The following is a 25,117-nucleotide window of genomic DNA, read 5'->3' on the forward strand; positions in this document are numbered from 1 at the left end:
GATTGCGCCGCCGAAAACCCGCCAGCATCTTCCAGAACCCGTGGAGATCCGCATTCCGTTCCATGCCCCTCCAGTCCAGCCAGGTCACCGCGTTGTCCTGGCAATATGGGTTATTGTTCCCTCTCTGGGAATTTCCGAATTCATCCCCCATGAAGATCAGCGGCGTGGATTGGGAGAGCAGCACCAGGCACATGGCATTCTTCATCTGCCGGAGCCTGAGCTCACGGACGCTGCGCCTACGTGTAGCGCCCTCGTCGCCGCAATTCCAGCTGCAGTTGTAGTCGCTCCCGTCCCTGTTCCCCTCCCCGTTCTCTTCATTGTGCTTATAGTCATAGGATACCAGATCCGCCAGGGTAAAGCCGAAATAATTGCTGATATAATGAACCGCGCCTGCCTTCTGCGGGATATGGCGCATATGATAGAGCACGCTGCCCAGCATGTTCCCATCGCCCTTCAGGAACCTGCGCATGTCGTAATACCACGCGTCGTTGTACTCGGCGATATGGGGATACCGGGGCTGCTGGTTCCTCTCATAGATGCCGTCCGCGTCAAAGCCATAATGCCACAGCTTCGTATCCGCCAGCACATCGTCCCTTGCCAGCATGTCCACAGGCAGATCCTCCCCCAGCAGATGGAAGCCGTCCACATGGTACTCCAGCACCCAGAAGCACAGGATTTCAAGAATCTCCCTGCGCTTTACTTCCTTTGGAAAATAGAACTGCATCACCAGCTCCATGCCGTTCCCATGGAGCGCCTTTACCATCTCCCTGAACTCCCCCGCGGCATCGCGGGACGCGGCATAGGCCGCTTTGGGCGCATAGTAATAGCCTCTCTTATAGCCCCAGTAGTTCAGCTCCTTCCCGGCAGGCCGGGCGGCCATAGCGGCTTCCATCACATGGGGCGGCTTCCCGGAAGGCTCCTCTTTCAGGGGAACCTCCATAAATTCATAGGCGGGCTGGAACTCCAGGGTCGTGACGCCTATCTCTTTCAGATAGGGAATTTTCTCCTTCACTCCCGCAAAGGTGCCCCTGTGAGCCACATTTGAGGAGGCGTGCTTCGTGAACCCTCGCACATGCAGACAGTAGGCAATCACCTGACTGTACGGAATCCGGGGGAAAACATCCCCCTCCCAGTCGAAGCCTTCCGTCAGGAAGCCGGCCTTCATGTCCTCCGCTGTGCGCGCCTTCCCATAGGGAATCCGTTTCGGGAACACACGCCCTCTTTCGTCAGGCACCAGGCGCTCCCCTTCATAGAACAGGTAGGCGCAATCTTTCGTGTCTATGCCCTCCACCGTCCTGCAATACACATTGCCGATCCTGTCCTCCCCGGCAAAGGGAATCTTCTCCGACAGGATGCCCGTCTGCCTGTCGTACAGCAGGATTCCACAGGACTCTTCCCTGGACACGAAGGAAAAACGAACTCCACCGCCCTCTATGTGGGCCCCTAAAGGGTACGGCTGCTTATGCGAAAATGTTTTTGTCATCGCTCCCCTCCATATTCCGTTATCTGCACAATCTGCACAATACACTGCCCGTTACGTACTTGTGATTATATCACACCACCGGAACAATAGAAAGAAAAAATGTATTTTCCGACATATTTTTATTTTGAAAAGGTGCAGAGCCCTGAATCATCCTGATGACTCAATAAAGACTTTGCACCTTCGTTATGGTAGATATTTAGTTGTAGAACCGGTTATTCCTTGATTCTGTCGATGTCTGTCATGTTGACGCCTGCGACATTCAGCAATGCCTTCAATGTCAAATACTTTTCTTTGAGTTTTGCATATGTCTCTGTTGCATTTTCTTTTTTTGCCAAAAACATATACTCCTGAATTTTCTCGAAATCATCAAGGGCCTGTTTTGTGACTTCAATCCCGGATGGCATATAATCACCTCCCACTTATAAACGCGCCGTCTGTGTGTATCTGATGCTTCCATTATAACAGCCCTTCGACAAGGTGTAAAGCCTTTATTCGGCTGTCAATATGAACCGTTGTCGATATGACCCGCACCAGCGACCCGGCAACTTTTCTTCCAGCGGCCGGATTCTCTGCTTGCGCTGTGGCGGCAAGTCGGGTATAATAGGGGCAGAGAGGAGGTTTTTCCATGGGAAAGAAAAACGACTACGAAGATGAGGAGATGACTGTGGAGCTGGAGCTGGACGATGGTTCCGTAGTCAACTGTGCAGTGATCACGATTCTCACAGTGAAAGAAAAGGACTACATCGTGCTGCTCCCCATAGACGAGAACGGGGAAAATCAGGACGGCGAGGTCTGGTTCTACAGCTACAGCGAAAATCCCGATGACCCCAACGAGGAGCCCGTCCTGGATTACATCGAGGACGACGACGAATACGAAATCGTGGCGGAGGCTTTCGACGAATATCTGGACAGCTGTGAATTCGATGAGCTGACGGAAGAATCAGATACCTAGTACACCAGTGCATGAATCCTTGAGCAATCAGCGCCCGGGAATTCATGCACCGGTGTAACAGCCGTGAGGGGCGGGGCATCCGATTCTCGCGGCATTCGCCAACTGGCCAAGCCAACGCTTTGTTGGCTTTGCAGGCAACGGCCGCTTGGCTCATTGCTCGCGGGAATAAAGGGGATTCAGGAATCTGGACGGCTGCCTGGGGCGTTCCTTCGTACCGGTAAGGTAGGAAAGCTCCAGGTTCTTTTTTGCCCTGGTCATGGCCACATAGAAAATCCTGCGCTCCTCTTCCACAGCGCTTTCCTCCGGCATGGTCCCATGGGGGAAGATCTTCTCGTTGCAGTCCGGAATCCATACCCTGTCGTACTCCAGCCCTTTGGCCCCGTGCACGGTCAAAAGCTGCACCGCCGGTTTCCCCTCCTGCTGCCTGTCCTGAGGGCCTCTGCGCTGCCTCCCCTCCTCTTTTGCCTGTTCCAGGGTCCTGGCGTATTCCTCCTGGAAGCGGGTCCATTCCTCCACATCGGCATAGGAGGCCGCGTCCTCCTTCAGCCATTCCAGAAGCTCCTGCCACTCCTCCCTTTTCTCCGGTTCTGTCCTGGAGAGGTCTCTCAGATACTGCTCATACCCCATCCCTTTCAGGATGAAGCTCACCGCCAGGCGCAGGGACCGTCCCCTGATGCCCAGAAGCTGCTTTTCGAGGCAGGTCAGCCTTTCCTTCGCCTCCCGCCTCTGCCGCTCCGCCATCTCCACCCTGTCATAATACTCCCGCATCTTCCCGAAATCCACGGTTCCGGCCCCCACCGCTTCCCGGCTGATGTACCGGGAGGGCCTGTTCATGACCTGGAGCATATGCTCCCTGCTCCCCTTCCCGCTGGCCAGCCACAGATAGGCCATGATGTCCTTTACGATGAACTGTTCGTAGATGCTGGCGGCCCGCTCCTTCATCTCATAGGCGATGCCCGCGGCCTTCAGCCTGGCGGCAAAGCCCTGCATATAGGAATTTGTCCGGAACAGCACTGCGCAGCTCTCCCCCGTCTGCAGCCCAGCAGCAATGCTCCGGCACAGATATCCGTACTGGCCCTCCCTGTCCGGGAAGGCATGGAGGGCCACCGGATTCGGGCCCTCCGGATTCCCGGGCTCCGCGGCGGCCCGCAGACGCTTCAGGAACCTGTCCCTGTTCTCCTCGATGACGGACAGGGAGGCCTGCACGATCTCCGGCATGCTCCTGTAGTTCACGTCCAGCAGAAGCTGCCTGGCCCCGAACTCTGTCTGGAAGCGCTTGAGGCATTCCGGCCGGGAGCCCCTGAAGCCGTAGATGGCCTGGTCGTCGTCCCCCACGGCGAAGATGTTGTAGGGGTCTGCCGCCAACAGCTTTACCGCCTCGTACTGCACCGGATTGATGTCCTGGAACTCGTCGATCAGGATATGCCGGAACCGGTTCTGCCAGTAGCTCCTGACGGCCCCGTCCTCCTGGAGCAGCCGCTTGCAGTTGTACAGCATATCGTCAAAATCCAGACGGCCTGTCCTCTTCACCGTCTGCTCATAGTCCCGGCAGACGGCCTCGAAATCCTGCTGCCACACGGCAGGCGCTTTGGCGGCGGCAGCAGGCATATCCATGGTGTTCTTATAGTAGCCGATGGCGGACAGTATCTGGGCGGCGTCCTCGCTCAGGGCATTCTGTCCCTGTCCGCCCTGGGCCGCATGCTCCCGGCTGTTCTCGTATGTCTTTAGTATGGGGATGATCAGATTTTTCTTCTCCGAATTTTTCAGCAGCTCGCCTGATTTGAGCGCTTTGGATTCTTTCAATATGTGATAAAAGATGGAATGGAAGGTTCCGAAGTTCACCGGATAGAACACAGGGCCGCCATGACCGGCAGCGCCTGCCATCTGCTGGAACCGGTTCTGCATGGACAGGGCGGCTTCCTTCATGAAGGTAATCACCAGGATTCGCTCCGGCGGCACTTTCTGCTCCAGCAGGTACAGGATGCGGTTCGTAATGGTGTAGGTCTTCCCGCTTCCCGGCCCCGCAAGGACAAGGCATGGCCCGCGCAGATGCGTGATCGCGTTCTTCTGTGGTTCGTTTGCGCTGCTTAAATCCATAATTCTCTCCTTTTTCGGCTTTTTATTCCTTTTGATATGATGAGTTTTTCTATTTTGATGGGAATGCCCAGACAGGCGGCAAAATCGTGATTTCCGGTCAGCCCATGGCTGCATGATGAGCATATATTGGTCTTTCGTTGTAGTTTCATGCGAGTTTCATTGATGTACCGTATAAGAGGATGCCTGAATGATGATGCAGATTCGAAATGATAGCCCGTAAAATCTACAGCCCGTGACAGATGGCTGCCCGGAGGCCCCCGGTCTCGGAGGGCCTCCTCCCGGACGGCAGCTCATTGCGCCCGTTTATTTCTACAGTCCACGGGAATTTGTTGCCCCGTGCGATGCTTACTGCGCTTCCACAGCCGCCTGCAGCAGCTCGATGCCCCTGCGGATCCGCTTCAGGGACTCCTCCCTGCCCAGCACCTCCATGATTTCCGTGGCGCCCGCAGGCGTGGTCTGTTTGCCGGATACGGCAGTGCGGATCGGCCACATCACATAGCCGTTCTTCACGCCCTTCTCCTCCACGTATTTCGCCAGCGTCCCGTACAGTGCGTCATTGCTGTAGTCCTCCTGCTCCTCCAGTCTGGGCAGCAGCTCTGTCAGCACTTCCAGGGATGACTGCGCGTTCGTCTTCATCTTCTTGTGGGTGTACATGGCGGTATCGTACTCCGGCAGCTCCTCAAAGAAGTCCACCATCCCGGCGATGTCGGGAAACACCTCGATGCGGGTCTTCACCATGGCGGCAATCTTTTGCAGGTCGAAATCCCTGGTCAGGGCCTTTTTCAGGTACGGCTCAGCCATCTCATAGAACGCGTCAAAATCCATGGCCTTGATATACTCGCCGTTCATCCAGCGCAGCTTCACGATGTCGAACACAGCGGGAGATTTGCTGATTCGGTGATAGTCGAACTTCTGAATCAGCTCCTCCAGGCTGAAGATCTCCCGGTTCTCCTCCGGGCTCCATCCCAACAGAGCGATATAGTTCACCACCGCTTCCGCCACAAAGCCCTGCTCCATCAAATCTTCGAAGGAGGAATGGCCGCTCCTCTTGGACAGCTTTTTATGATTCTCGTCAGTGACCAGGGGCAGGTGCACATATTTCGGCGGCTCCCAGCCAAAAGCTTCGTAAAGGCGCACATATTTCGGCGAAGAGGACAGATATTCGTTCCCCCTCACCACATGGGTGATGCCCATGGTATGGTCGTCCACCACATTGGCGAAATTGTAGGTGGGATAGCCGTCAGATTTAATCAGAATCATGTCGTCCAGTTCCGCATTTTCCACCGTTATGTCGCCATACAGCTCATCGTGGAACGTAGTGGTTCCCTCCGACGGATTATTCTGCCGGATGACAAAGGGCCTGCCGGCTGCCAGATTCTTCTCAATCTCCTCCCCGGACAAGGACAGGCAGTGCTTATCGTAGATGGTGATTTCTTTGCCCTCCACCACTTCTGTCTTCAGAGAAGCAAGCCTCTCCTTGTCGCAGAAGCAATAGTAGGCTTCCCCCTTGTCGATCAATTCTTTGGCATACCTGGTATAGATGCCGGTCTTCATCCTCTCGCTCTGCACATAAGGCCCAAAGCCTCCGTCCTTGTCAGGCCCCTCATCATGCTGCAGGCCCACCTGCTCCAGCGTGCGGTAGATGATTTCCGTGGCACCCTCCACAAAGCGCTCCTGATCGGTATCCTCGATGCGGAGCATGAAGTCGCCGCCCTCATGCTTCGCTATCAAAAACTCGTACAAAGCCGAACGAAGATTGCCTACATGCATTCTTCCCGTAGGGCTGGGCGCATATCTTGTTCTGATTTTCATGGTCGCTTCCTCTTTCTACAGTTAATCATGTACCTATTTTAGTACCTTTTGGACAAAACTGCAACCACATTTTACACTACACGCCAATAATACTTTCAGGAAACCACCGCGAAAGACCGACAGCCCTATATGCCCGCCATGGACAGATTTGTCAATTCCGGCGCTCCTGCATAGAATAGTAGACCCACATATGCTTGATCTGCCACTCCAGCCTGCGGAATTCCCATTTCTCCCTGCTGCGGGCCACGCAGTTGGAGTCGTTGACGAAAAAGCCCTCCGAATCGTATCCGTAGATGACCACGAAATGTCCCCCTGCCGTGAAATCCCCCTGGCTCATGGAGCAGATGATGACGCCTCCCTTATCCAGGGCATTCTTCATGGCCTGCTCCGAGGCGGCAGGCTGCTCCACGCTGACCCCGCAGGTCTCCGGGAACTCCTCCAGCAACGCCCATGCCGTGCCGGTGCCCATGACATAATGGCCATTGTCCATGCTGTACCTGGCCACGGCATCCGGGGTGATGCTCTCATCCCCCAGCAGATAGTACATGGCCATGGACACGCAGGTGGGCCCGCAGCCGGACAGGCCGATATTGTCGTCCCCGTAGCTCTCATATCCCCACCTGGGATCCCACTGCAGGAAAAGGGGATAGTCCTGGCTCCGCTCCAGCTCCGACAGGCCCGTATAGGACGGCCTTGCGTCTCTGTCCAGGGAATTCATCACGAAATCAGCCATCTCCGGATTGTTGGCCAGGGCCTTGAGCATGTCATCGGAGTAACGGGAATGCTGCTTGTAGATTTCCGCGATCTGCTCATTGTCCTGGGACAGCTCCTGCAGGCAGACCAGCACCTCCTCGGGGCTGCGGTCCATGGGCATGTCCACCTGCGCAAGGCCGCACTGGCTCACATAGTCCACGATGTCGTCGCCGGTTTCCGATCCCGCGGAGCCATATGTGGGATTCGGCACATCCTCCCGGGTCTGGGACTCCGTCTCCGGGACGCTGTCCTCCTCCCGGACGCTGGACGCTGTCCGGTTCACCGTCTGATCCAAGGTCCTGTCCAATCCACCGATCCGGTATCGGAGATCCAGCAGGAGCAGCAGATTCGCCCCCAGAAGCAGACAGAGAATCAGAAAGCAGATTTCCCTGCGCTTTTTTGCCGCCCCCCGCTCCCGCATCCGACGGGGCAGCGGCCTGCCTGAGCCCTCTGTGCGAAAAGGCCTTCTCCTGTAGGCTCCATCTCCTCTGTATGGCCTTCTCCCACGGAGTTCATCCCTTCCATAGAATCCATCCCCGCCGTACGGCTCTCTTTCCTCATATGCTTCCCTGCTGTTGTATCCCCTGTCGTCCCTCACGCTCTTCCTCCATCTGTCACAGTCCGGCCCTTTTACGCTGTGGTTCCTCTTTTCCATAGAATGCCCTTTTCCGTGGTCTTCCTATCTTTCTATAACGAGAATACCCTATCATTGTTACAGATTTTCCACATATCTGTATCATAGTTGTAACGAAAAGCCCCTGCGCGGCAGATTGATACAGGAAAATCTTACGGAAAAACCCGCCGTATGTATACTGCAGACCGCCAGGATTTACAGTGGTGTCCCTGGGAAAGTGCCTGGCTGGCGGTCTGCAGTCGGGTTGCACTGTAAAGTCAACCGGTGCGCAGTATAAAATGGGCTGTGGGGAAATACCCCCGACAGCCCATCATACGGCTCAGTTCCAGAGATCATTTTACCAGGCGCACGGTCTCCCTGGCGATGGCGAGCTCCTCATTGGTGGGGATCACCATGACCGTAGTGCGGCTCTCGGGCGTGGTGATCGCGATGTCCTGGCCCCGCTTCCCGTTGGCCTCCTGATCCAGCTCCACGCCCAGGTAGCCCAGGTATTCGCAGACAGAGGTGCGCACCAGCGGCGCGTTCTCCCCTATCCCCGCGGTGAAGCAGATGACGTCCACGCCGTTCATGGCCGCCACGTAGGAGCCGATGTACTTCGCCACCCGGTAGCAGTAGGCCTTCATGGCGCGGACCGCATTGGGATCCCCCGCGTTGTAGCCGTCCTCCAGGTCGCGGAAATCCGAGGAGAGATTGTCCGAAAGGCCCAGCACGCCAGATTTCTTGTTCAGCACGGCCATGACCTCGCCGATGTTCCTCTCCTCCTTGTTGGCCAGGAACTCGATGATGGCCGGGTCGATGTCCCCGGAGCGGGTGCCCATCATCAGACCCTCCAGAGGGGTCAGTCCCATGGAGGTGTCCACGCACCTGCCGTTCTTCACGGCGGAGATGCTGGCGCCGTTGCCCAGGTGGCACACGATGATCTTCAGATCCTCATAGGGCCGTCCCAGCACCTCTGCCGCCCTCTTGGACACATAGGAATGGCTGGTGCCGTGGAAGCCGTACCTCCTGACCTTGTATTTCTGATAATATTCATACGGCAGGCCGTACATATAGGCCTCCTCCGGCATGGTCTGGTGGAAAGCGGTGTCGAACACGCCCACCATGGGGGTATCCGGCATCAGCTTCCTGCAGGCCTCGATCCCAATCAGGTTCGCCGGGTTGTGCAGGGGGGCAAGGTCGTTGCACTCCTCCACCGCGGCCAGCACTTCCCGATCCAGCACCACGGACTGGGCGAACTTCTCCCCGCCGTGCACCACCCTGTGGCCCACCGCGCCGATTTCCTCCAGGCTGGCCACCACGCCGGTCTTCGGGTTGGTCAGAGCCTCCAGCACCAGGCGGATCGCCTCGGTGTGGTCCGGCATGGGGGTGACTTTTCTTTCCTTCTCGCCGCCCTCACGCGCATAGGTTATCATGCTTCCGTCGATGCCGATCCGCTCGCAGATGCCCTTGGCAAGGCACTGCTCGGACTCTGCGTCGATGAGCTGGAATTTCAGGGATGAGCTCCCGCAATTGATCACTAACACTTTCATGGCTGTATGCTTCCTTTCTGATCTGCTTTTTATCCTGCTTAATGATTTCACCTGCCGTGAAACCAGACTGCATGATGCTGACTGGTTCAATCCCATGATTACATTAGGCAGTATTCAGCGTTATGCAGTATATCTTTCAGTTTCCGGCTTCCGTTTTCCGGTTTCCATCGATGCCGATGCCGATCGGTCGTGCTCTTCCGGGACGGAATCTCCCGACTCTGCGGTCCCGTCTGCGTGCCGCGCACCCATCGGACAGTCCTGCCGCGCTTCCGTCCTATGCAAGCTGGGCCTGTACGGCAGTGAGGGCCACCACGCCCACGATGTCCTGCCAGGAGCAGCCCCTGGACAGGTCGTTGACAGGCTTCGCGATGCCCTGGAGCATGGGGCCGTAGGCCTCCGCGCCCCCCAGGCGCTGCACCAGCTTGTAGCCGATGTTGCCCGCGTCCAGGTTGGGGAATATCAGGATGTTCGCCCTGCCTCCCACCGGGCTTCCGGGGGACTTGGACTTGGCCACGCCGGGCACCAGAGCCGCGTCCAGCTGCAGCTCGCCGTCTATCAGCAGATGAGGGTACTCCTCCCTGGCGATCCGGGTGGCCTCCACCACCTTGTCCACCATCTCATGCCTGGCGCTTCCCTTGGTGGAATGGCTCAGCATGGCGATGACGGGCTTGGGGCCGATCAGGGACTTGAAGCTCCTGTAGGAGGTCTCCGCGATGGCGGCCAGCTCCTCCGCCGTGGGATCCTGGTTCAGGCCGCAGTCCGCGAAGAGGAAGGTGCCGTCGTCCCCCTGATCCTTGAACTGGGTGTCCATGACGAAGAAAGCGGACACCAGCTTCACGCCCGGGGCAGTCTTTAAAATCTGCAGGGCGGGCCGCAGGGTCTCCGCGGTGGAATGGCAGGCGCCGGCCACCATGCCGTCCGCGTCGCCGGCCTTCACCATGACGATGCCGAAGGTGAGATAGTCGTTCAGCAATGTCTCCCTGGCCTTCTCCGGCGTCATGCCCTTGGCCTTCCTGGTCTCATAGAGCAGCTCCACATACTCATCCAGCTTAGAGGTCTTGGCGGGGTCGATGACCACCACGCCGGTGAGGTCTACCTCCAGCCAGCCTGCGCCGTCCGTAATCTTCTCCTCATTGCCCACCATGATGATATCGGCAATGCCCTCTTCCACAATCTTCGCCGCGGCTATCAGGGTCCTCTTGTCCTTGGACTCCGGCAGCACGATTGTCTTCTTGTCCATTTTCGCCCTGTCCTTGATTTTGTCAATATATGACATATCCCTTCTCCTTTCCAGCGCTTTTTCCGCTATCCCCATATCCATTCTGCCTTGCAGACCGTCTGCTTCGCGGTAAATATTTATAATATTTTCACTTAACAAACCGTATTATCCATATTATACTAAAAAAGGGAACAATACACAAGGATCAACTATGCGCTTAATTGTATATTTTCTGATACACGCGCATTTTCCCCTGACCTGATAATATCCACAGTTAAGCTGTTGTAAACGCTTTCAAGTGTGTTATTTTTTTCACATTGCCGCTTGACATTTATAATCGGAAAACCGACAACACGGACAGGAGGCCAGCCCATGCGGGTAAACGGAATCATAGCGGAATACAATCCCTTTCATAACGGGCACAGATATCAGATGGAGGAGTCCCGCCGCCTCACCGGGGCGGACTATACCGTCGTCGTCATGAGCGGGGACTTCGTCCAGCGGGGGGCGCCCGCCCTGGCGGACAAACATGCCCGGGCCGAGATGGCCCTGCGCTGCGGCGCGGACCTGGTGCTGGAGCTCCCCGCGCTCTACGCCGCCTCCAGCGCCGAGGCCTTCGCCTCCGGGGCCGTGGCGCTGCTCCACGGGCTGGGGGCCGTGACCCATCTCTGCTTCGGCAGCGAGTGCGGCGATGCGGATGCGCTGGGGCAGATTGCGGCATTCCTCCTGGATGAGCCGGAGCAGTACCGCACGGCGCTGAAGGCTTTCCTGAAGCAGGGGCTGTCCTATCCAAGCGCCAGGGCCGGGGCCATATCAGCCTGCCGGGAAGCCGGGGAAGCGCTTCCGGAGGGATGCGGCGAAATCCTGGCTTCACCGAACAATATACTGGGAATTGATTATATCAAGGCGCTTTTACGTCTTGAGAGCGGCATGGTTCCCGTGACGATACAGAGGGTGGGAGCCGGATATCATGAGGGCTTCTATGGCGGATTCCCTGCGCCTGCGCAGCCTGCTTCCAGGCCGGGGCAGGAGCCGGGGCCGTCCCTTTCCTCCGCCCTGGCCATCCGCCAGGCGTTACAACAGGGATGCACGCCGGCCCGGCTGGCTGGCTTCATGCCCGGGGAGTCGCTGCGGATTCTGAGCTCTTACACGGAAAAGGCCAGGCTCCTCCACGCAGACGACTTCTCTCCTCTCCTGTTCTACAAGCTACTAATGGAGCAGGGGCAAGGATATGAAAAATATATGGACGTGTCCCAGAGCCTTTCAGACCGCATCGCGGGACAGTTGAACGGCTTCGCAGGCTATGAGAGCTTTTGTGAGTTATTGAAGACAAAGAATATGACCTATACCAGAATCAGCAGATGCCTGCTGCACATCCTGCTGGGCATCGAGAAGGCCCACATGGAGCTGGGGCAGGGCTTAGGCCATGCCCCCTACGCCAGGGTGCTGGGCTTCCGCCGCCAGGCCGCGCCGCTGCTGGGAGCCATAGGGAAGCTTTCCTCCGTCCCGCTCGTCACCAAGCTGGCGGACGCAAAAAAGAGCCTGGAGGCAGACGCCTACAGGCTCCTGGAGCTTGATGTCCGAAGCAGCGCGCTCTATCGGGCAATGGCCTGCGCACATATCGGGCGGCCGCCAAAGAACGAATTCTCCACGCCGCTGGTGATGCTCTGATGCCGGGGTACTAGTTCTTGAAGCTGTGTATGGGCGCGGGAATCCGGCCGCCCCGGTCGATGAATCTTTCGCAGCCGAAGCGGTTCACGGGCATGATCGGCGCGTAGCCCAGGAGCCCGCCGAACTCCACGGTCTCCCCCACGCCCTTGCCGATGACGGGGATGATGCGGACGGCCGTGGTCTTCTGGTTCACCATGCCGATGGCCATCTCGTCCGCGATGATGCCGGATATGGTGGAGGCTTTGGTGTCCCCGGGGATGGCGATCATGTCCAGCCCCACCGAGCAGACGCAGGTCATGGCCTCCAGCTTCTCCAGGGTCAGGGCCCCTGCCTGCACCGCATTGATCATGCCCTGATCCTCGCTGACCGGAATGAACGCGCCGCTTAGGCCCCCCACGTAGGACGAGGCCATCACGCCGCCCTTCTTCACCTGGTCGTTGAGCAGGGCCAGGGCCGCCGTGGTGCCGGGCGCGCCTGCGTATTCCAGGCCCATCTCGCACAGGATGTCCGCCACGCTGTCCCCGATGGCCGGGGTGGGCGCCAGGGACAGGTCCACGATGCCGAAGGGCACCTGCAGCATGGCCGATGCCTCCTGGGCTACCAGCTGGCCCACCCGGGTGACCTTGAAGGCGGTCTTCTTGATGGTCTCGCAGAGCACCTCGAAGTTCTCTCCGCGCACCTTCTCCAGGGCGGTCTTCACCACGCCGGGGCCGCTGACCCCTACATTGATGACCTTATCCGCCTCCGTGACGCCGTGGAAGGCTCCCGCCATGAAGGGATTGTCGTCCGGCGCGTTGCAGAATACCACCAGCTTGGCGCAGCCCAGGGAATCCGCCTCTCTGGTAAGCTCCGCGGTGGATCTGACGATCTCTCCCATGAGCTTTACCGCGTCCATGTTGATGCCCGTCCTGGTGGAGCCCAGGTTCACGGACGCGCACACCCGCTCTGTGGCCGCCAGGGCCTGGGGGATGGAACGGAGCAGCAGCTCGTCCGCAGCCGTCATCCCCTTGCTCACCAGAGCGGAATAGCCGCCGATGAAGTTCACGCCCACCTCTTTCGCCACCCCGTCCAGGGTCTCCGCCACCGAGGCGAAATCCTCCGGGGACTTGCAGGCCGCTCCTCCTATCAGGGCAATGGGCGTGACGGATATGCGTTTATTTACAATCGGTATTCCGAATTCCCTGGAGATTTCCTCCCCGGTCCGCACCAGGTCTTTGGCAGCGTCATATATTTTTTCGTAGATATTGTCCTTCAGTTTCCGCAAATCGGAATCGATGCAGTCCAACAGGCTGATGCCCAGCGTGATCGTGCGCACGTCCAGATTCTCTTCCGTGATCATCTTGTTGGTCTCTGCCACTTCATATATATTGATCATACATAACCTCCCTGCCGGCACCGGCTATCTCTGCCCGGACAATGCGCCGCCTACGGGACATCCCCCGGCGCCCACGATCCTCCGAAAGCCGATCCGGCCATTCCGCCGTCCCGGCAGGATCAGATTCTGTGCATCTTGTCAAAAATCTCCTCTTTCTGGCACTTAATCTGCACACCGGTCTCCTCGCCCAGCGCCGTCATCTCGTCCGCCATATCCCCGAAAGGCTTCTGGGTGGTGCTGGTGTCCACGATCATCATCATATTAAAATACCCCTGCACGATGGTCTGGGAGATGTCCAGGATGTTGATGCCGTTCTCCGCCAGATAGGTGCAGACCTTTGCGATGATGCCTATGGTATCCTTTCCCACTACCGTGATAATCGTCCTTTTCATAACTTAATTCCTCCATTCCTTCTCACACTACCACCGCCGGCGTCACCTCGCTGCGCCTTGCCACCCGTATATCGAAATCCCCCGCCTTGTAGGGATTGTCCCCCATGTTGATCTCCATCCGCACGGACTCGAAGGCCAGCTCCGGCAGGTTGTTCTCCTTGCTCAGATGCCCCAGCAGCACTGCCTTCAATCCGTCGTGGAGGATGCGGCACAGCAGCCTGCCCGTGTTCTCGTTGGACAGATGCCCCCTCTCCCCCAGGATACGCTGCTTCAGATAATAGGGGTATGGCCCCACCTGGAGCATGTTCACGTCATGGTTGGCCTCCAGCAGCAGCGCGTCCATGCCCTTGAGGCATTCCACTGTATAGTCATTGTATACCCCAAGATCCGTACAGACCGCCACACGCCTGTTTCCATAGGAAATCCGGTATCCTACGGGCTGGGCGGCGTCATGGGAGATCCGCATGGGATTGATGGTCAAATCCTTGATGGTGAACTTCGTGTCCTCCTTCACCTCATGGAACAGACCGTGGTCCACGCTTCCCAGGCCCTTACAGTCCTTCATGGCCGCTATGGTGCCCGCCGTGGCGTAGATGGGTATCTCATACTTTCTCGCCATAATCCCCAGCCCCTGTATATGGTCGGCATGTTCATGGGTTATCAATATTCCGTCAATATCGTTTCCCGAAAGCGCCAGCTCCTTCAGGCCCGCCTCGGTCTTTTTGCCGCTTATCCCTACGTCCACAAGCAGATGGGCGGCCTCGGACCCCACATAGATGCAGTTCCCGCTGCTGCCGCTTGCAATGCTGCACAATCTCATTTCCCTGATTCCATCCTTTTTTGAGCTTCCGCAGGCCGTCGCCCCCTGTCATGGGCATATGGGGAAAGCGCCTCCGCACATGGGCCGGGTCCCAGGCCTGCGGCAGTCCTTATTTTTTTCCTTATGTATCTGCCATGAACGGCATGCCGTCCCGGCACCCGCCTTCTATTCCCTGCATTTCAGGCCGGACAGCCGCCGGTCGATCTGTCTGCAGCTCTCCGCCAGCTCTCCGCTGTTGTCTATGACGAAGTCGCAGCTTTCCCGGAACTGGGCTTCCCCCAGCTGGCTTGACATGATCCGGGCGATTTTTTCCTCGCTGTAGCCTCTGGAGGCGCTGAGCCGCTGCCGCCGTATCGCCTCGTCCGCATAAATATACCACATCTCGTCCACCAGCGCAAGATATCCGCCCTCAATCAGCAGCGCGGCCTCCACGAAGAAGAAATCCACCTGCCCCGCCGCCCTGGCTCTTTCCAGCCGCTCCAGCAAAAACGCCTTCACCGCCGGGTGGATGATGCCGTTCACCTGCTCTAAAAGGGAGGGATCCGCGAAAATCCTGTCTGCCATCAGTCCCTTGTCTATCAGGCCGTCCCGTCCCGCCACATCCTGTCCCAGCAGGGAGAGCAATGCCTGGTAAGCTTTCGTGCCCGGCTGCTTCACCAGATGCGCCACCTGGTCTGCCAGATAGATCTCGCAGCTGTAATGCTTCCGGATATAATCCAGTATCTCGGATTTCCCGGCCCCAACGCCGCCCGTAATCCCTATGAAGCGCATCTTCGCCCTCCTGTCCTCCGCGGCTTTCCGCTCTCCCGGCGCATCCTGTCCCCTCCGTTCCCGGCCTCTGCCGCTCTATCCTGCCAGGTCTGCGCTTGCCGCGGTCTCCGAGCCCGGTCGCGGACGGCATTTCCTATCAGCCATCCGAAATCGCGTTCTCCTTGGGCCGAAAAATCGTTTTCCTTTCCCGCCCCGGCCCCCTTCGACTCACTGTGTTGCCGCTGCCGCCATGCCCCTTCGGCACACGGCAGTTTTCCCGTCATTTCGCCTCGTACCAGTTGTCCCCGGTGTGGAGATCCACCTCCAGGGCCACGTCCAGCTCCGCCGCTCCCTGCATGTTCTCCAGGAGGATCTGCCTTACCTGCTCCTCTTCCTCCCGGTAGGTCTCTATGACAAGCTCGTCGTGCACCTGCAGGATGAGCCTGGATTTCAGCCCGCTGTCCCGCAGGGCCTGCCACACCCGTATCATGGCGATCTTGATGATGTCCGCCGCCGTGCCCTGTATGGGGGAATTCATGGCCACCCGCTCCCCGAAGGAGCGCTGCATGAAATTGGAGGAGTTCAGCTCCGGCACAGGCCTTCTCCTGCCGAACATGGTGGTGATATAGCCCTTCTCCTTCGCCCCGGCCACCAGCCCGTCCAGGAAGGCCTTTACCCCCGGATAGGTGGCGAAATACTGCTCGATGTAGTCCGCCGCCTCCTTCTTGCTGATACTCAGATCCTGGCTCAGGCCGAAGGAGCTGATGCCGTAGACGATGCCGAAATTCACGGCCTTGGCGTTGCGCCGCTGGAGATCCGTGACCTCCTCGAAGGGCGTGTGGAACACCTTCGCCGCCGTGATCCGGTGGATGTCCTGGTCCATGTGGTAGGCCTCGATCAGCTGTTCGTCCCCGGACATATGGGCCAGCACCCGCAGCTCTATCTGGGAATAGTCAGCGTCCATGAACTCGCAGCCCTCCCTGGGCACGAACACCTTGCGGATGCGCCTGCCCAGCTCCATGCGCATGGGGATGTTCTGGAGGTTGGGCTCCGTGGAGCTGATGCGGCCCGTGGCCGTGATGGTCTGGTTGAAGCTGGTGTGGATCCTCCTGTCCTCCCCGATGTAGACGGCCAGCCCGTCCGCATAGGTGGACTTCAGCTTGGTAAGCTGGCGGTATTCCAGGATGTCCTTGACGATGGGGGCCTCCTCCGAAAGCTTCTCCAGCACGTCCGCCGCCGTGGAATACCCTGTCTTGGTCTTCTTGCCCCCGGGGAGCTTCATGGTGTCGAAGAGCACCTCCCCCAGCTGCTTGGGGGAATTGATGTTGAACGCCACCCCCGCCTGGGCATGGATGGACTTCTCCAGCTCCTCTATCCGCGCCACCAGGGCGTCGCCGTAGGCCTTCAGCTCCTCCCTACGCACCTCCACGCCCTCCCGCTCCATGTCGTACAGCACCAGGGACAGAGGCATCTCCATCTCCCGCATGAGCCAGTCCATGCCGGTCTCCGTCAGCTTCCTCTCCAGCACGTCCGCCGCTTTCCGGGCCACATAAGCCCCGTAGCAGCAGTATTCCATGAATCTGTCCGGTGCCTCCCGGACAGCCTCCCCGGCCTTCTGCTTGCCGAAGCGCTCCGCCCAGCCCGGAATCTGCAACCCCAGATGCTCTGCCGCAATGGTCTCCGGCGCGTGATCGTTCTTCAGAGGATTCAACAGATAGGCCCCAATCAGAATATCGAAATACCGTTCGGTCGTATCCTGTTCCAGGTATGGATACAGTCTCTTGATATCGAAAGACGCGATCCGCGCCCTGGCGGAAAGTGCCCGCAGGCCCTCTGCACAGGCGGCCTCCTCCCCCTCCCTTCCCCGATTCTGACCGGGCTCCTCGAACAGGGAGAGCTGCACATTCTCTTCCCGGGGCAGCACATAGAGGAAGGTCTCTTCCTGCGCGGATACAGCCGCTGCCACCGGGCAATCTCCTTCCATGGCCAGAAATAAGCCCACCCGCTGGCTGTCCTTTATCTTCTTAAGCCTCCCGAGGAAGTCCTCCAGGCTCTCCAGCCTCCGGAAGGTGGCGGCGATGTCCTCATTGGCATCCGCCTGATCCTGCCGGAAGCGGCTGAGCATGTTGCGGAATTCCAGCTCCTTGAACAGGTCGTAGGCCTCCTTTGTATAGAAGCCCTCCGCTTTGGAGGCCTCATAGTCCATGGACACGTCGCTGTCGGTCCGAATCGTGACCAGGACCTTGCTCAGGTCTGCCAGCTCCCGGTTCGCAATCAGGGACTCCCGGATGCTCTTTTTGGAGATTTCCTCCACATGGGCATAAATCTCCTCCATGGAGCCGTACTGCACCATGAGCTCCGTGGCGGTCTTCTGCCCCACCTTGGGCACTCCGGGCACATTGTCGGAGCTGTCGCCCATAAGGGCCTTCAAATCGATGAACTGGTGCGGGGTCACCTGGAAGGCCTTGACTACATCCTCCGGATAATAGTCCTCCACCTCGGTCCTCCCCATCTTCGTCTTCGGAATCCTGATCTTGATATGCTCGTCCGCGACCTGCAGCAAATCCCTGTCGCCGGACACCAAGGATACCTCCATCCCCTGGGCCTGGGCCTTCTTGGCCAGCGTCCCCAGGATGTCGTCCGCCTCCAGCCCTGCCTGCTCCACGATGGTCACCTGCATGGCCCGCAGCACGTCCTTCAGCACGGGCACCTGCTCCCGCAGCTCCTCCGGCATGGGCTTCCTGGTGCCTTTGTATGCCTCGTACATCTCATGGCGGAAGGTGGGCGCATGCACGTCAAAGGCCACCGCCAGGAAATCCGGCTTCTCCTCCTCCAGAATCCTGAACATGATGTTCAGAAAGCCGTACACCGCATTGGTGTGCAGACCTTTGGCATTGGTCAGATCCGGCACGCCGTAAAAGGCCCTGTGCAAAATGCTGTGTCCGTCTATCAGTACTAGCTTCCTGTCTTTTACCATGGTTCCACCGCCTTTGACAAAATGATGTTTATGACATTGATAGCATAGTCAGAGCAAAATCCAAACGAATATCCACACAAGAAATCCGGATGCCACGATTTCCAGGGCAGAGCCGATATAGAGGAACGCGGAATTGTAGCTGATTTTCCGCCTGGTTTCCTCCAGGCGCTGCCCCAGCTCGCTCTGCAGGTCGAAAGCATTGCCGTCCTCCAGGCGCTGCATGCCCTCCGCCACCAAAAACTGGATGGAAAGCTCCTCCCTGCACTCCCCGCACCGCTCCCAGTGCTCATAGAAGCGCTTCAGGGTGGGGAAGTCCAGCTTCCTCCCGATGAATCCTGGAATCAGCTTCTCGAATTCTTTGCACTCCGTATCCTCTTTCCTCTCCCACGGTGCCACTTCTCCCACCCCCTCGCTTCCGCGGCCTGGCGAATCTGTCCTTGCTTTCAGCCAAAATCTACCGGCCACTCCCGGCTCCCCGCATAGCTTACCCGGGCATATCAGGCCGCTTTTCTGTACGCCTCCCCGTCTCCTGCCGATTCGCTCAGGCCCCCAGCGCCTGGGCGATATCCGCGATCAAATCTTCCTTGTCCTCGATACCGCAGCTGATGCGGATCAGCTCCGCAGGCACGCCCGCCTCCCTCAGCTGCTCGTCCGTCATCTGGCGGTGGGTGCTGGAGGCCGGATTCAGGCAGCAGGTGCGGGCATCCGCCACATGGGTCTCTATGGCCGCGATCTTCAGGTTCTTCATGAAGCTGCTGGCCGCCTCCCTGCCGCCCTTCAGGCCGAAGGAGACTACGCCGCAGCTGCCCTTCGGCAGGTATTTCTGCGCCAGGGGATAGTATTTGTCTCCCGGCAGGCCGCAGTAGTTCACATAGGCTACCTTCGGATGCGCAGAGAGGAATTCCGCCACCGCCTGGCCGTTCTCACAGTGCCGTTGCATGCGCACATGGAGGCTCTCCAGCCCCAGGTTCAGGATAAAGGCGTTCTGGGGGCTCTGGATGGAGCCGAGATCCCGCATGAGCTGGGCGGTGCATTTGGTGATGAAGGCCCCCTCCTTCCCGAACTTCTCCGCGTAGGTGATGCCGTGGTAGCTGTCGTCCGGGGTGCACAGGCCGGGATATTTGTCCGCGTGGGCCATCCAGTCGAACCTGCCGCTGTCCACGATAGCTCCGCCCACCGCCGCGCCGTGGCCGTCCATGTACTTGGTGGTGGAATGGGTCACGATGTCCGCCCCCCACTCGAAGGGACGGCAGTTGACAGGGGTGGCGAAGGTATTGTCGATAATCAGGGGAACGCCGTGGGCATGGGCGCATCCCGCAAACTTCTCGATGTCCAGCACGGTGAGGGCAGGATTGGCGATGGTCTCGCCGAACACTGCCTTAGTATTGTCCTGAAAAGCCGCGTTCAATTCCTCCTCCGTGGCATCCGGGCTCACGAAGGTCACGTCTATGCCCATCCTTTTCATGGTGACGGAGATCAGGTTGAAGGTCCCGCCATAGATGGTGCTGGAGGAGACGATGTGGTCGCCGCAGCTGCATATATTGAAAAGCGCATAGAAATTAGCGGCCTGTCCGCTGCTGGTCAGCATTGCCGCGGTGCCGCCCTCCAGCTGAGCGATTTTGGCCGCCACATAGTCGTTGGTGGGGTTCTGGAGCCTGGTGTAGAAATAGCCGCTGGCCTCTAAGTCAAAAAGCTTCCCCATCTCCTCGCTGGTGTCGTATTTGAAGGTAGTGCTCTGGACGATTGGGACTTGGCGGGGTTCCCCGTTTCCCGGCGTGTAGCCGCCCTGTACGCATATGCTGTCGATTTTCATGCTGTTCTCCTCCTGATATATGTTGTCTTTCCTTATCGGCAAACTATTCTATCCTTATTGGCAGACTTTCCCCATTGGCAGAGCCTGTCTCCGGTATGCTTAAGGTGTCAGACGGTTCGGTCCCCGGAACAGGAACATGGCATCCTTTATGGTCAGGCCCATGAGCAGCATGGTCAGCCTGTCCACGCCGATTCCAAAGCCGCCGTGGGGAGGGCATCCGTAACGGAAGAATTCCAGATAGAATTTCACGTCCTCCGCCAGGCCTTTTTCCTCCGCCTGCTTTTTCAGCACTTCCCAGCGGTGCTCCCGCTGGGCCCCGGTGGTAATCTCCACGCCCCGCCACACAAGATCGTACCCCTGGGGCACCCCGTTCTCGTCCCTCATATGATAGAATGCCCGTTTCTGGGCGCTGTAATCCGTGACGAACAGGAACTCATGGCCGTAATGCTTCTTCACCCATTCGAAGCTCAGCCGCTCCGCGTCCGTGGTAAGGTCGCCCTTCTCGGACTCCTCCACCGTATATCCGAACTCCTGTTCCAGCCCCCGGTACAGCTCCTTCAGGGTGACCACGGGGAAGGGCGTGTCGGGCACGATGACTTCCATGCCGAACAGCTCTTTTATCTGTTCTCCGTGTCTTTCCTGGACTGCCTCCAAGCCTGCCCGCAGGAGGTTCTCCTCCATCCTCATCACATCGCGGAAGGAATCGATATAGCTGAATTCCAGGTCGAAGCCCGTGAACTCCGTGGTATGCTTGCTGGTGAAGGACTTCTCCGCCCGGAACACCGGCCCTACCTCAAAGATGCGCTCGAAGCCGCTGGCCATGGCCATCTGCTTGTAGAACTGCGGGCTCTGGGCCAGATAGGCCTTTCTGTCGAAATATTCCACCTGGAACACGTCCGCACCGCTCTCGCTGGCCGCTCCGATCAGCTTGGGGGTGTGGATTTCGATGAAGTTCTCTTTTAAAAGGTACTGCCGCATGGCGTTCACCAAAGTCGTCTGTACCTGGAACATCAATTGATTTTCCTCTGTCCGCAGGTCAATCCAGCGGTAGTCGATGCGCTGGTCGATGCTGGAGCGCTCTACAGCCTTTTTCTTTTTGGAGGCGGGAATCTCCTTTCTGGCAATGGGCAGGGCCTCTGCCACGCTCTCCACGGAAATCTCCTTCGGAATGATTTCGATGCCGCCCAGCTTCACGTACTCGTTCTCCGCCACCTGGCCGATTACCGTCAGGACGGAATCGTTGGTCACTGCCTCCAGTTGCTCCGCCAGTTCGGGCGCCTTTTCCTTCTCCAGGGTAATCTGCACCTTTCCGGTGATGTCCTTTAAGACGATAAACAGCATGGACTTGCTGTTACGGATATTGTCCGCGAATCCCTGCAGCTTCACCTCCGTGCCGATTTTCCCGGCTACGTCCTTTATATAGACCCTCTCGCTCATCTTCTGCCTCCGTTTCTGATAACCGCTCCTGTCTGCCATACCCCCTGGCTCTTCGCACCGGGCCAGTCATCCTTTCCGCCGCAGCAGTTCAGACAGGCCGCTTCCCCTCTCCTTACTCCTGGGACACCATCTCCCTGTAGAATTCCGTATAGTCGGACCGCTTCTCCTTGGTGAACTGGATGGCGGCTCTGGGATGCTGGTTCAGAAGGCCTGTCATCAGATACTGCAGGTCGTAGCCCCAGACCACGCCCTCTTCCCTCAGCTGCGTCATATATTTATCCACGAACTGGATGGCGGGATAGATATTGTACTTGGGATTGCGCAGGAACCCCAATAACAGCTCCATGGCGCAGTTCCCCGCCCCTCGGCCCATGGAGGCGTAAGTGGCGTCTAACCAGTCCACGCCGTCCCCTACCGCTTCGATGGTATTGGCGAAGGCAAGCTGCTGGTTGTTGTGGGCGTGGATTCCCACCTTCTTGCCGTATTTGGCCGCCACTTCCGTATACATGTCCGCGAAGCGCGCGATCTGCTCCGGGTACATGGCGCCGTAGCTGTCCACGATGTAGAGCACGTCCACCGGGGACTGCCCCAGAATCTCCAGGGCGGCCCGCAGCTCCCCCTCCAGGGAATGGGAGATGGCCATGATGTTGCAGCAGACCTCGTAGCCCTTGCTCTTGGCATCCTCAATCAGGTCCACCGCCCCCGGGATGGTGTTCACATAGGTGGCCACCCGGATCATGTCGATAGGGCTGTCCGCCCGGTCGATGATGTCCGATTTCTCGCATCTGCCCACGTCCGCCATCACCGAAACCTTCAAGTCCGTGGCGTTCTCTCCCACGATCTTCCGGATGTCCTCGTCCCTGCTGAATTTCCACTTGCCGAACTTGTCCACGTCGAACATCTCCGTGGAGGCCTTATAGCCGAACTCCATATAGTCCACCCCCGCCCGGAGGTTCGCCAGGTACAGCGCCTTCACGAACTCATCGGTGAAGTAGAAATTATTTACCAGCCCGCCGTCCCGCAGGGTGGCGTCCACCACCTTGACGTCCGGGCGGTATGCTATTAGATTCGATATCTCTTTCATGCTGTTTTGCTCCTTTTCTCCGGGTATGCTGCGCCTTTGTCGTCCGTTTCGTTTTTCCACGTGCGCAGCATCATTTTTTCGATTATCTTTTCGATGGATTCACTCTATCCGATCAGCCGTTCATCCAGTTCCGCAGCGGATTGATCTCCTTCGCCTGTTTCAGGATATCCTTCCTGTTCGCCCTCATATAGGCCTCCAGCTTCTGGACTTCCGTCTCGGAGAAGCCCTCCGACTTCACTATGATTCCATCCGGCAGAATGCCTTCGGCATAGTCCATGGAACGCTCTTCTTCCATTCCGCGCAGGAAAGAAACCCTGACGATTTTCCGTCCCTCCTTCTCCACTACGCAGGAAACCAGCATTTTTACTTCATCCATTCTATCTCCCTGTCCATGCTTTGACTATTGAATCGTAGTCCGGAAATCTTCATAGATTCCGGATGGTATCTCCTCCCCAAAGGAATACTCCTCTCCCATGTCATGCTGGAAGTTGTAGACAGTGACCCGGTTCTTTTCCGGATCCACTATCCAGTATTCCCTGACCCCTGCGGTGCGGTACTTGAACAATTTGTGGAAATAATCCCTCTGGCGGCTGCTGGGAGACACGATTTCGACCACCCAGTCCGGCGCGCCCTGGCAGCCTTTTTCTGTAATCTTGTCCCTGTCGCATATCACTGAGATATCCGGCTCTACATAATTCCTGTCGTCCTCGTACAGGAAAACCGCAAACGGGGCTGGAAACACTTCGCATTCGCCGCCCTTCCCGCGGATATACAGATTGATCTCCGTGTTCAAAAAGTTCAGAAGCCTTTGATGCCTGGCAGTCGGCGGCGCCGTATAATAAATTCGCCCGTCCAGCAGTTCCGCCCTTTCGCCATCCGGCAGGGCATAGATATCCTCAACCGTATACAGCTCCCCTTTCCACAATGCTTCCATATATTCCCCCCAGACAGCTTCCACTGTGGCCTGCTTATAAAAAAGGCCTTACAAATCCGGAGATTTTGTAAGGTCTTGCCTGCCGGCAGCGGGACTTGAACCCGCACGTGGTTGCCCACAACAGATTTTGAGTCTGCCTCGTCTGCCATTCCGACACGCCGGCATCTATGCCATGAAGTCTGATGAACACCTCACAACACATCAATTTTATCACAGAAAGCGCCGCTTGACAAGCAATAATTTGGCATTTCTTTCTTTCGCACTATTCACTGCGCCCCTCTGAATTATCAGAAAATTTTCGCGATAGTGCTATAAAACATGGTATCACACATACCGCATCTCAATCCGGATATCGTTCCCCTTCACCGCCACATCCGCCATGCTTCCCACCACAATCGGCATCATAGGCGGCAGATGTCCCAAGTCCACGTCCATGACCACCGGCACATCCTTGCGCCCTGCCACCTCCAGCACCGCGCCGTATGCATCCAGCCCCATCATGGGCTCCCCGTTCGCGGGCCTGCCGATCAGGAAACCTTTCACATGCTCAAACCAGCCCGCTTCCTCCAACTGCCACATAGCCCGACGGATGGCGAACACGTTCAGGTCGCAGGCCTCCAGGAACCAGACGATGCCGTCCTCCCGGTATCGCTCCACGAATTCCCTGGTCCTGTCGAAACGGGTGCCCGGCAGGTTCACCAGGCAGTCCAGGCAGCCTCCCAGGAGCCTGCCCTGAAATGCCGCCTCACCGCCTGCAGGTTCCCGGCCCACATACGTGCGGATTGCCAGAGGCTGTGTGAGATTGTAAGGGGCCAGCGGATTCTCCGGGCCCTTCAGGGATTCCTTCTCCCAAAGCCCGTAGCCCCGCACTGCCGCGCCATGCGGCTCCTCCGACCAACTGCAGTCCCCGCTGGCCGCTGTGGGTTCGCCGCCCTTCCGGCCCGCTTCTCTTCCGGCCGCCGACATATGTGCTTCCGCAGCCGTCTTTCCCATTGTTCCCCGCATCCAGGCACCGCTTTTCCCGGCAAGAATCCCGAACGCATCCCACAATGCCTCATGCCAGGGCTCCATGCCGAAAGAGGACGCACAGGGCCCATACACGGAAGCCGTATCCGCCAGGGTGGCCAGCAGATAGGTCAGGTTCGTATTGTCGGAATAGCCCATGAACCACTTGGGCTCTGCCTGGGCAAGCTTTCCGAAGTCCACATGGGGCAGGATTTCGCACATCAGCTCCCCGCCGCCGCAGGAAATCAGGCAGTCCGGCTCTTCGGAAAGGAACATCTCCATCACTTCCCTGCCGCAATTCTCCGGCGTGCTGCTGATGCCGATGCCCTCCCCCAGAGATCGGAAGAGCGTCGTGTAGGGAAAGAGTGTAGATCTCGGTG

Annotated in this window: 20 protein-coding genes and 1 tRNA gene; 2 read left to right on the top strand and 19 right to left on the bottom strand. The window is 58.0% G+C overall.

Going from position 1 to position 25,117, the window contains the following annotated elements:
- Positions 1 to 1,695 precede the first annotated feature (1,695 nt).
- On the bottom strand, positions 1,696 to 1,887 hold the full coding sequence (locus Q2B33_RS03665) for a hypothetical protein (RefSeq protein ID WP_300565342.1): 192 nt from the start codon (positions 1,885 to 1,887) through the stop codon (positions 1,696 to 1,698).
- 221 nt (positions 1,888 to 2,108) lie between these two features.
- On the opposite strand from Q2B33_RS03665, the gene Q2B33_RS03670 reads away from it, so the two are divergent.
- Positions 2,109 to 2,435 (top strand): DUF1292 domain-containing protein, encoded by a 327-nt coding sequence (locus Q2B33_RS03670; protein WP_300565341.1) that lies wholly within the window; start codon positions 2,109 to 2,111, stop codon positions 2,433 to 2,435.
- Positions 2,436 to 2,585: 150 nt separating this feature from the next.
- Here Q2B33_RS03670 and Q2B33_RS03675 read toward each other — a convergent pair whose 3' ends face one another.
- From Q2B33_RS03675 to pta, 5 genes are all read right to left on the bottom strand, one after another.
- The gene (locus tag Q2B33_RS03675; protein WP_300782371.1) at positions 2,586 to 4,532 is read right to left on the bottom strand and encodes an ATP-dependent helicase; all 1,947 of its coding nucleotides are present in this window, start codon (positions 4,530 to 4,532) and stop codon (positions 2,586 to 2,588) included.
- Between the two features lie 345 nt (positions 4,533 to 4,877).
- Positions 4,878 to 6,344, bottom strand: a complete 1,467-nt coding sequence (gene gltX / locus Q2B33_RS03680) for a glutamate--tRNA ligase (RefSeq protein WP_300565337.1) — start codon at positions 6,342 to 6,344, stop codon at positions 4,878 to 4,880.
- Between the two features lie 151 nt (positions 6,345 to 6,495).
- Complete coding sequence (locus Q2B33_RS03685; protein ID WP_300782369.1) at positions 6,496 to 7,752, bottom strand: C39 family peptidase; 1,257 nt, start codon at positions 7,750 to 7,752, stop codon at positions 6,496 to 6,498.
- A gap of 311 nt (positions 7,753 to 8,063) precedes the next feature.
- The gene (locus Q2B33_RS03690) at positions 8,064 to 9,260 is read right to left on the bottom strand and encodes an acetate kinase (protein WP_296471846.1); all 1,197 of its coding nucleotides are present in this window, start codon (positions 9,258 to 9,260) and stop codon (positions 8,064 to 8,066) included.
- A 274-nt stretch (positions 9,261 to 9,534) separates the two neighbouring features.
- On the bottom strand, positions 9,535 to 10,536 hold the full coding sequence (gene pta, locus Q2B33_RS03695) for a phosphate acetyltransferase (RefSeq protein ID WP_300565331.1): 1,002 nt from the start codon (positions 10,534 to 10,536) through the stop codon (positions 9,535 to 9,537).
- 315 nt (positions 10,537 to 10,851) lie between these two features.
- On the opposite strand from pta, the gene Q2B33_RS03700 reads away from it, so the two are divergent.
- Positions 10,852 to 12,150 (top strand): nucleotidyltransferase family protein, encoded by a 1,299-nt coding sequence (locus Q2B33_RS03700; RefSeq protein WP_300782366.1) that lies wholly within the window; start codon positions 10,852 to 10,854, stop codon positions 12,148 to 12,150.
- A 10-nt stretch (positions 12,151 to 12,160) separates the two neighbouring features.
- Here Q2B33_RS03700 and Q2B33_RS03705 read toward each other — a convergent pair whose 3' ends face one another.
- The 13 genes from Q2B33_RS03705 to Q2B33_RS03765 all read right to left on the bottom strand — a co-directional run bounded on the left by Q2B33_RS03705 (position 12,161) and on the right by Q2B33_RS03765 (position 25,019).
- A complete protein-coding gene (locus Q2B33_RS03705) occupies positions 12,161 to 13,525 on the bottom strand; it encodes a PFL family protein (protein ID WP_300782363.1) in 1,365 nt (454 codons plus the stop codon).
- A 119-nt stretch (positions 13,526 to 13,644) separates the two neighbouring features.
- Entirely contained in the window at positions 13,645 to 13,917 is a 273-nt protein-coding gene (locus tag Q2B33_RS03710) for an ACT domain-containing protein (protein WP_300782360.1), read from the bottom strand.
- 22 nt (positions 13,918 to 13,939) lie between these two features.
- Complete coding sequence (locus Q2B33_RS03715) at positions 13,940 to 14,737, bottom strand: MBL fold metallo-hydrolase (protein WP_296461929.1); 798 nt, start codon at positions 14,735 to 14,737, stop codon at positions 13,940 to 13,942.
- 165 nt (positions 14,738 to 14,902) lie between these two features.
- Positions 14,903 to 15,508 (bottom strand): dephospho-CoA kinase, encoded by a 606-nt coding sequence (gene coaE, locus Q2B33_RS03720; protein WP_300773585.1) that lies wholly within the window; start codon positions 15,506 to 15,508, stop codon positions 14,903 to 14,905.
- 259 nt (positions 15,509 to 15,767) lie between these two features.
- Complete coding sequence (polA, locus tag Q2B33_RS03725; protein WP_300782357.1) at positions 15,768 to 18,464, bottom strand: DNA polymerase I; 2,697 nt, start codon at positions 18,462 to 18,464, stop codon at positions 15,768 to 15,770.
- A 48-nt stretch (positions 18,465 to 18,512) separates the two neighbouring features.
- Entirely contained in the window at positions 18,513 to 18,869 is a 357-nt protein-coding gene (locus Q2B33_RS03730; RefSeq protein ID WP_296461935.1) for a zf-HC2 domain-containing protein, read from the bottom strand.
- A 136-nt stretch (positions 18,870 to 19,005) separates the two neighbouring features.
- Positions 19,006 to 20,277 (bottom strand): O-acetylhomoserine aminocarboxypropyltransferase/cysteine synthase family protein, encoded by a 1,272-nt coding sequence (locus tag Q2B33_RS03735; protein ID WP_300782354.1) that lies wholly within the window; start codon positions 20,275 to 20,277, stop codon positions 19,006 to 19,008.
- A gap of 99 nt (positions 20,278 to 20,376) precedes the next feature.
- Complete coding sequence (aspS, locus tag Q2B33_RS03740; RefSeq protein WP_300773580.1) at positions 20,377 to 21,753, bottom strand: aspartate--tRNA(Asn) ligase; 1,377 nt, start codon at positions 21,751 to 21,753, stop codon at positions 20,377 to 20,379.
- Positions 21,754 to 21,826: 73 nt separating this feature from the next.
- Positions 21,827 to 22,798, bottom strand: a complete 972-nt coding sequence (locus Q2B33_RS03745) for an aldolase catalytic domain-containing protein (RefSeq protein WP_300565315.1) — start codon at positions 22,796 to 22,798, stop codon at positions 21,827 to 21,829.
- 112 nt (positions 22,799 to 22,910) lie between these two features.
- Positions 22,911 to 23,174, bottom strand: a complete 264-nt coding sequence (locus tag Q2B33_RS03750) for a hypothetical protein (protein ID WP_300565313.1) — start codon at positions 23,172 to 23,174, stop codon at positions 22,911 to 22,913.
- A gap of 24 nt (positions 23,175 to 23,198) precedes the next feature.
- Complete coding sequence (locus Q2B33_RS03755; protein WP_300565311.1) at positions 23,199 to 23,732, bottom strand: Uma2 family endonuclease; 534 nt, start codon at positions 23,730 to 23,732, stop codon at positions 23,199 to 23,201.
- An 80-nt stretch (positions 23,733 to 23,812) separates the two neighbouring features.
- Positions 23,813 to 23,895 (bottom strand) — tRNA-Leu (locus Q2B33_RS03760).
- A 161-nt stretch (positions 23,896 to 24,056) separates the two neighbouring features.
- Entirely contained in the window at positions 24,057 to 25,019 is a 963-nt protein-coding gene (locus Q2B33_RS03765) for an LD-carboxypeptidase (RefSeq protein ID WP_300913870.1), read from the bottom strand.
- Positions 25,020 to 25,117: the final 98 nt, after the last annotated feature.

Source organism: uncultured Acetatifactor sp. (assembly GCF_948601915.1).
In the GTDB taxonomy this organism is placed as follows: Bacteria; Bacillota; Clostridia; order Lachnospirales; family Lachnospiraceae; genus Acetatifactor.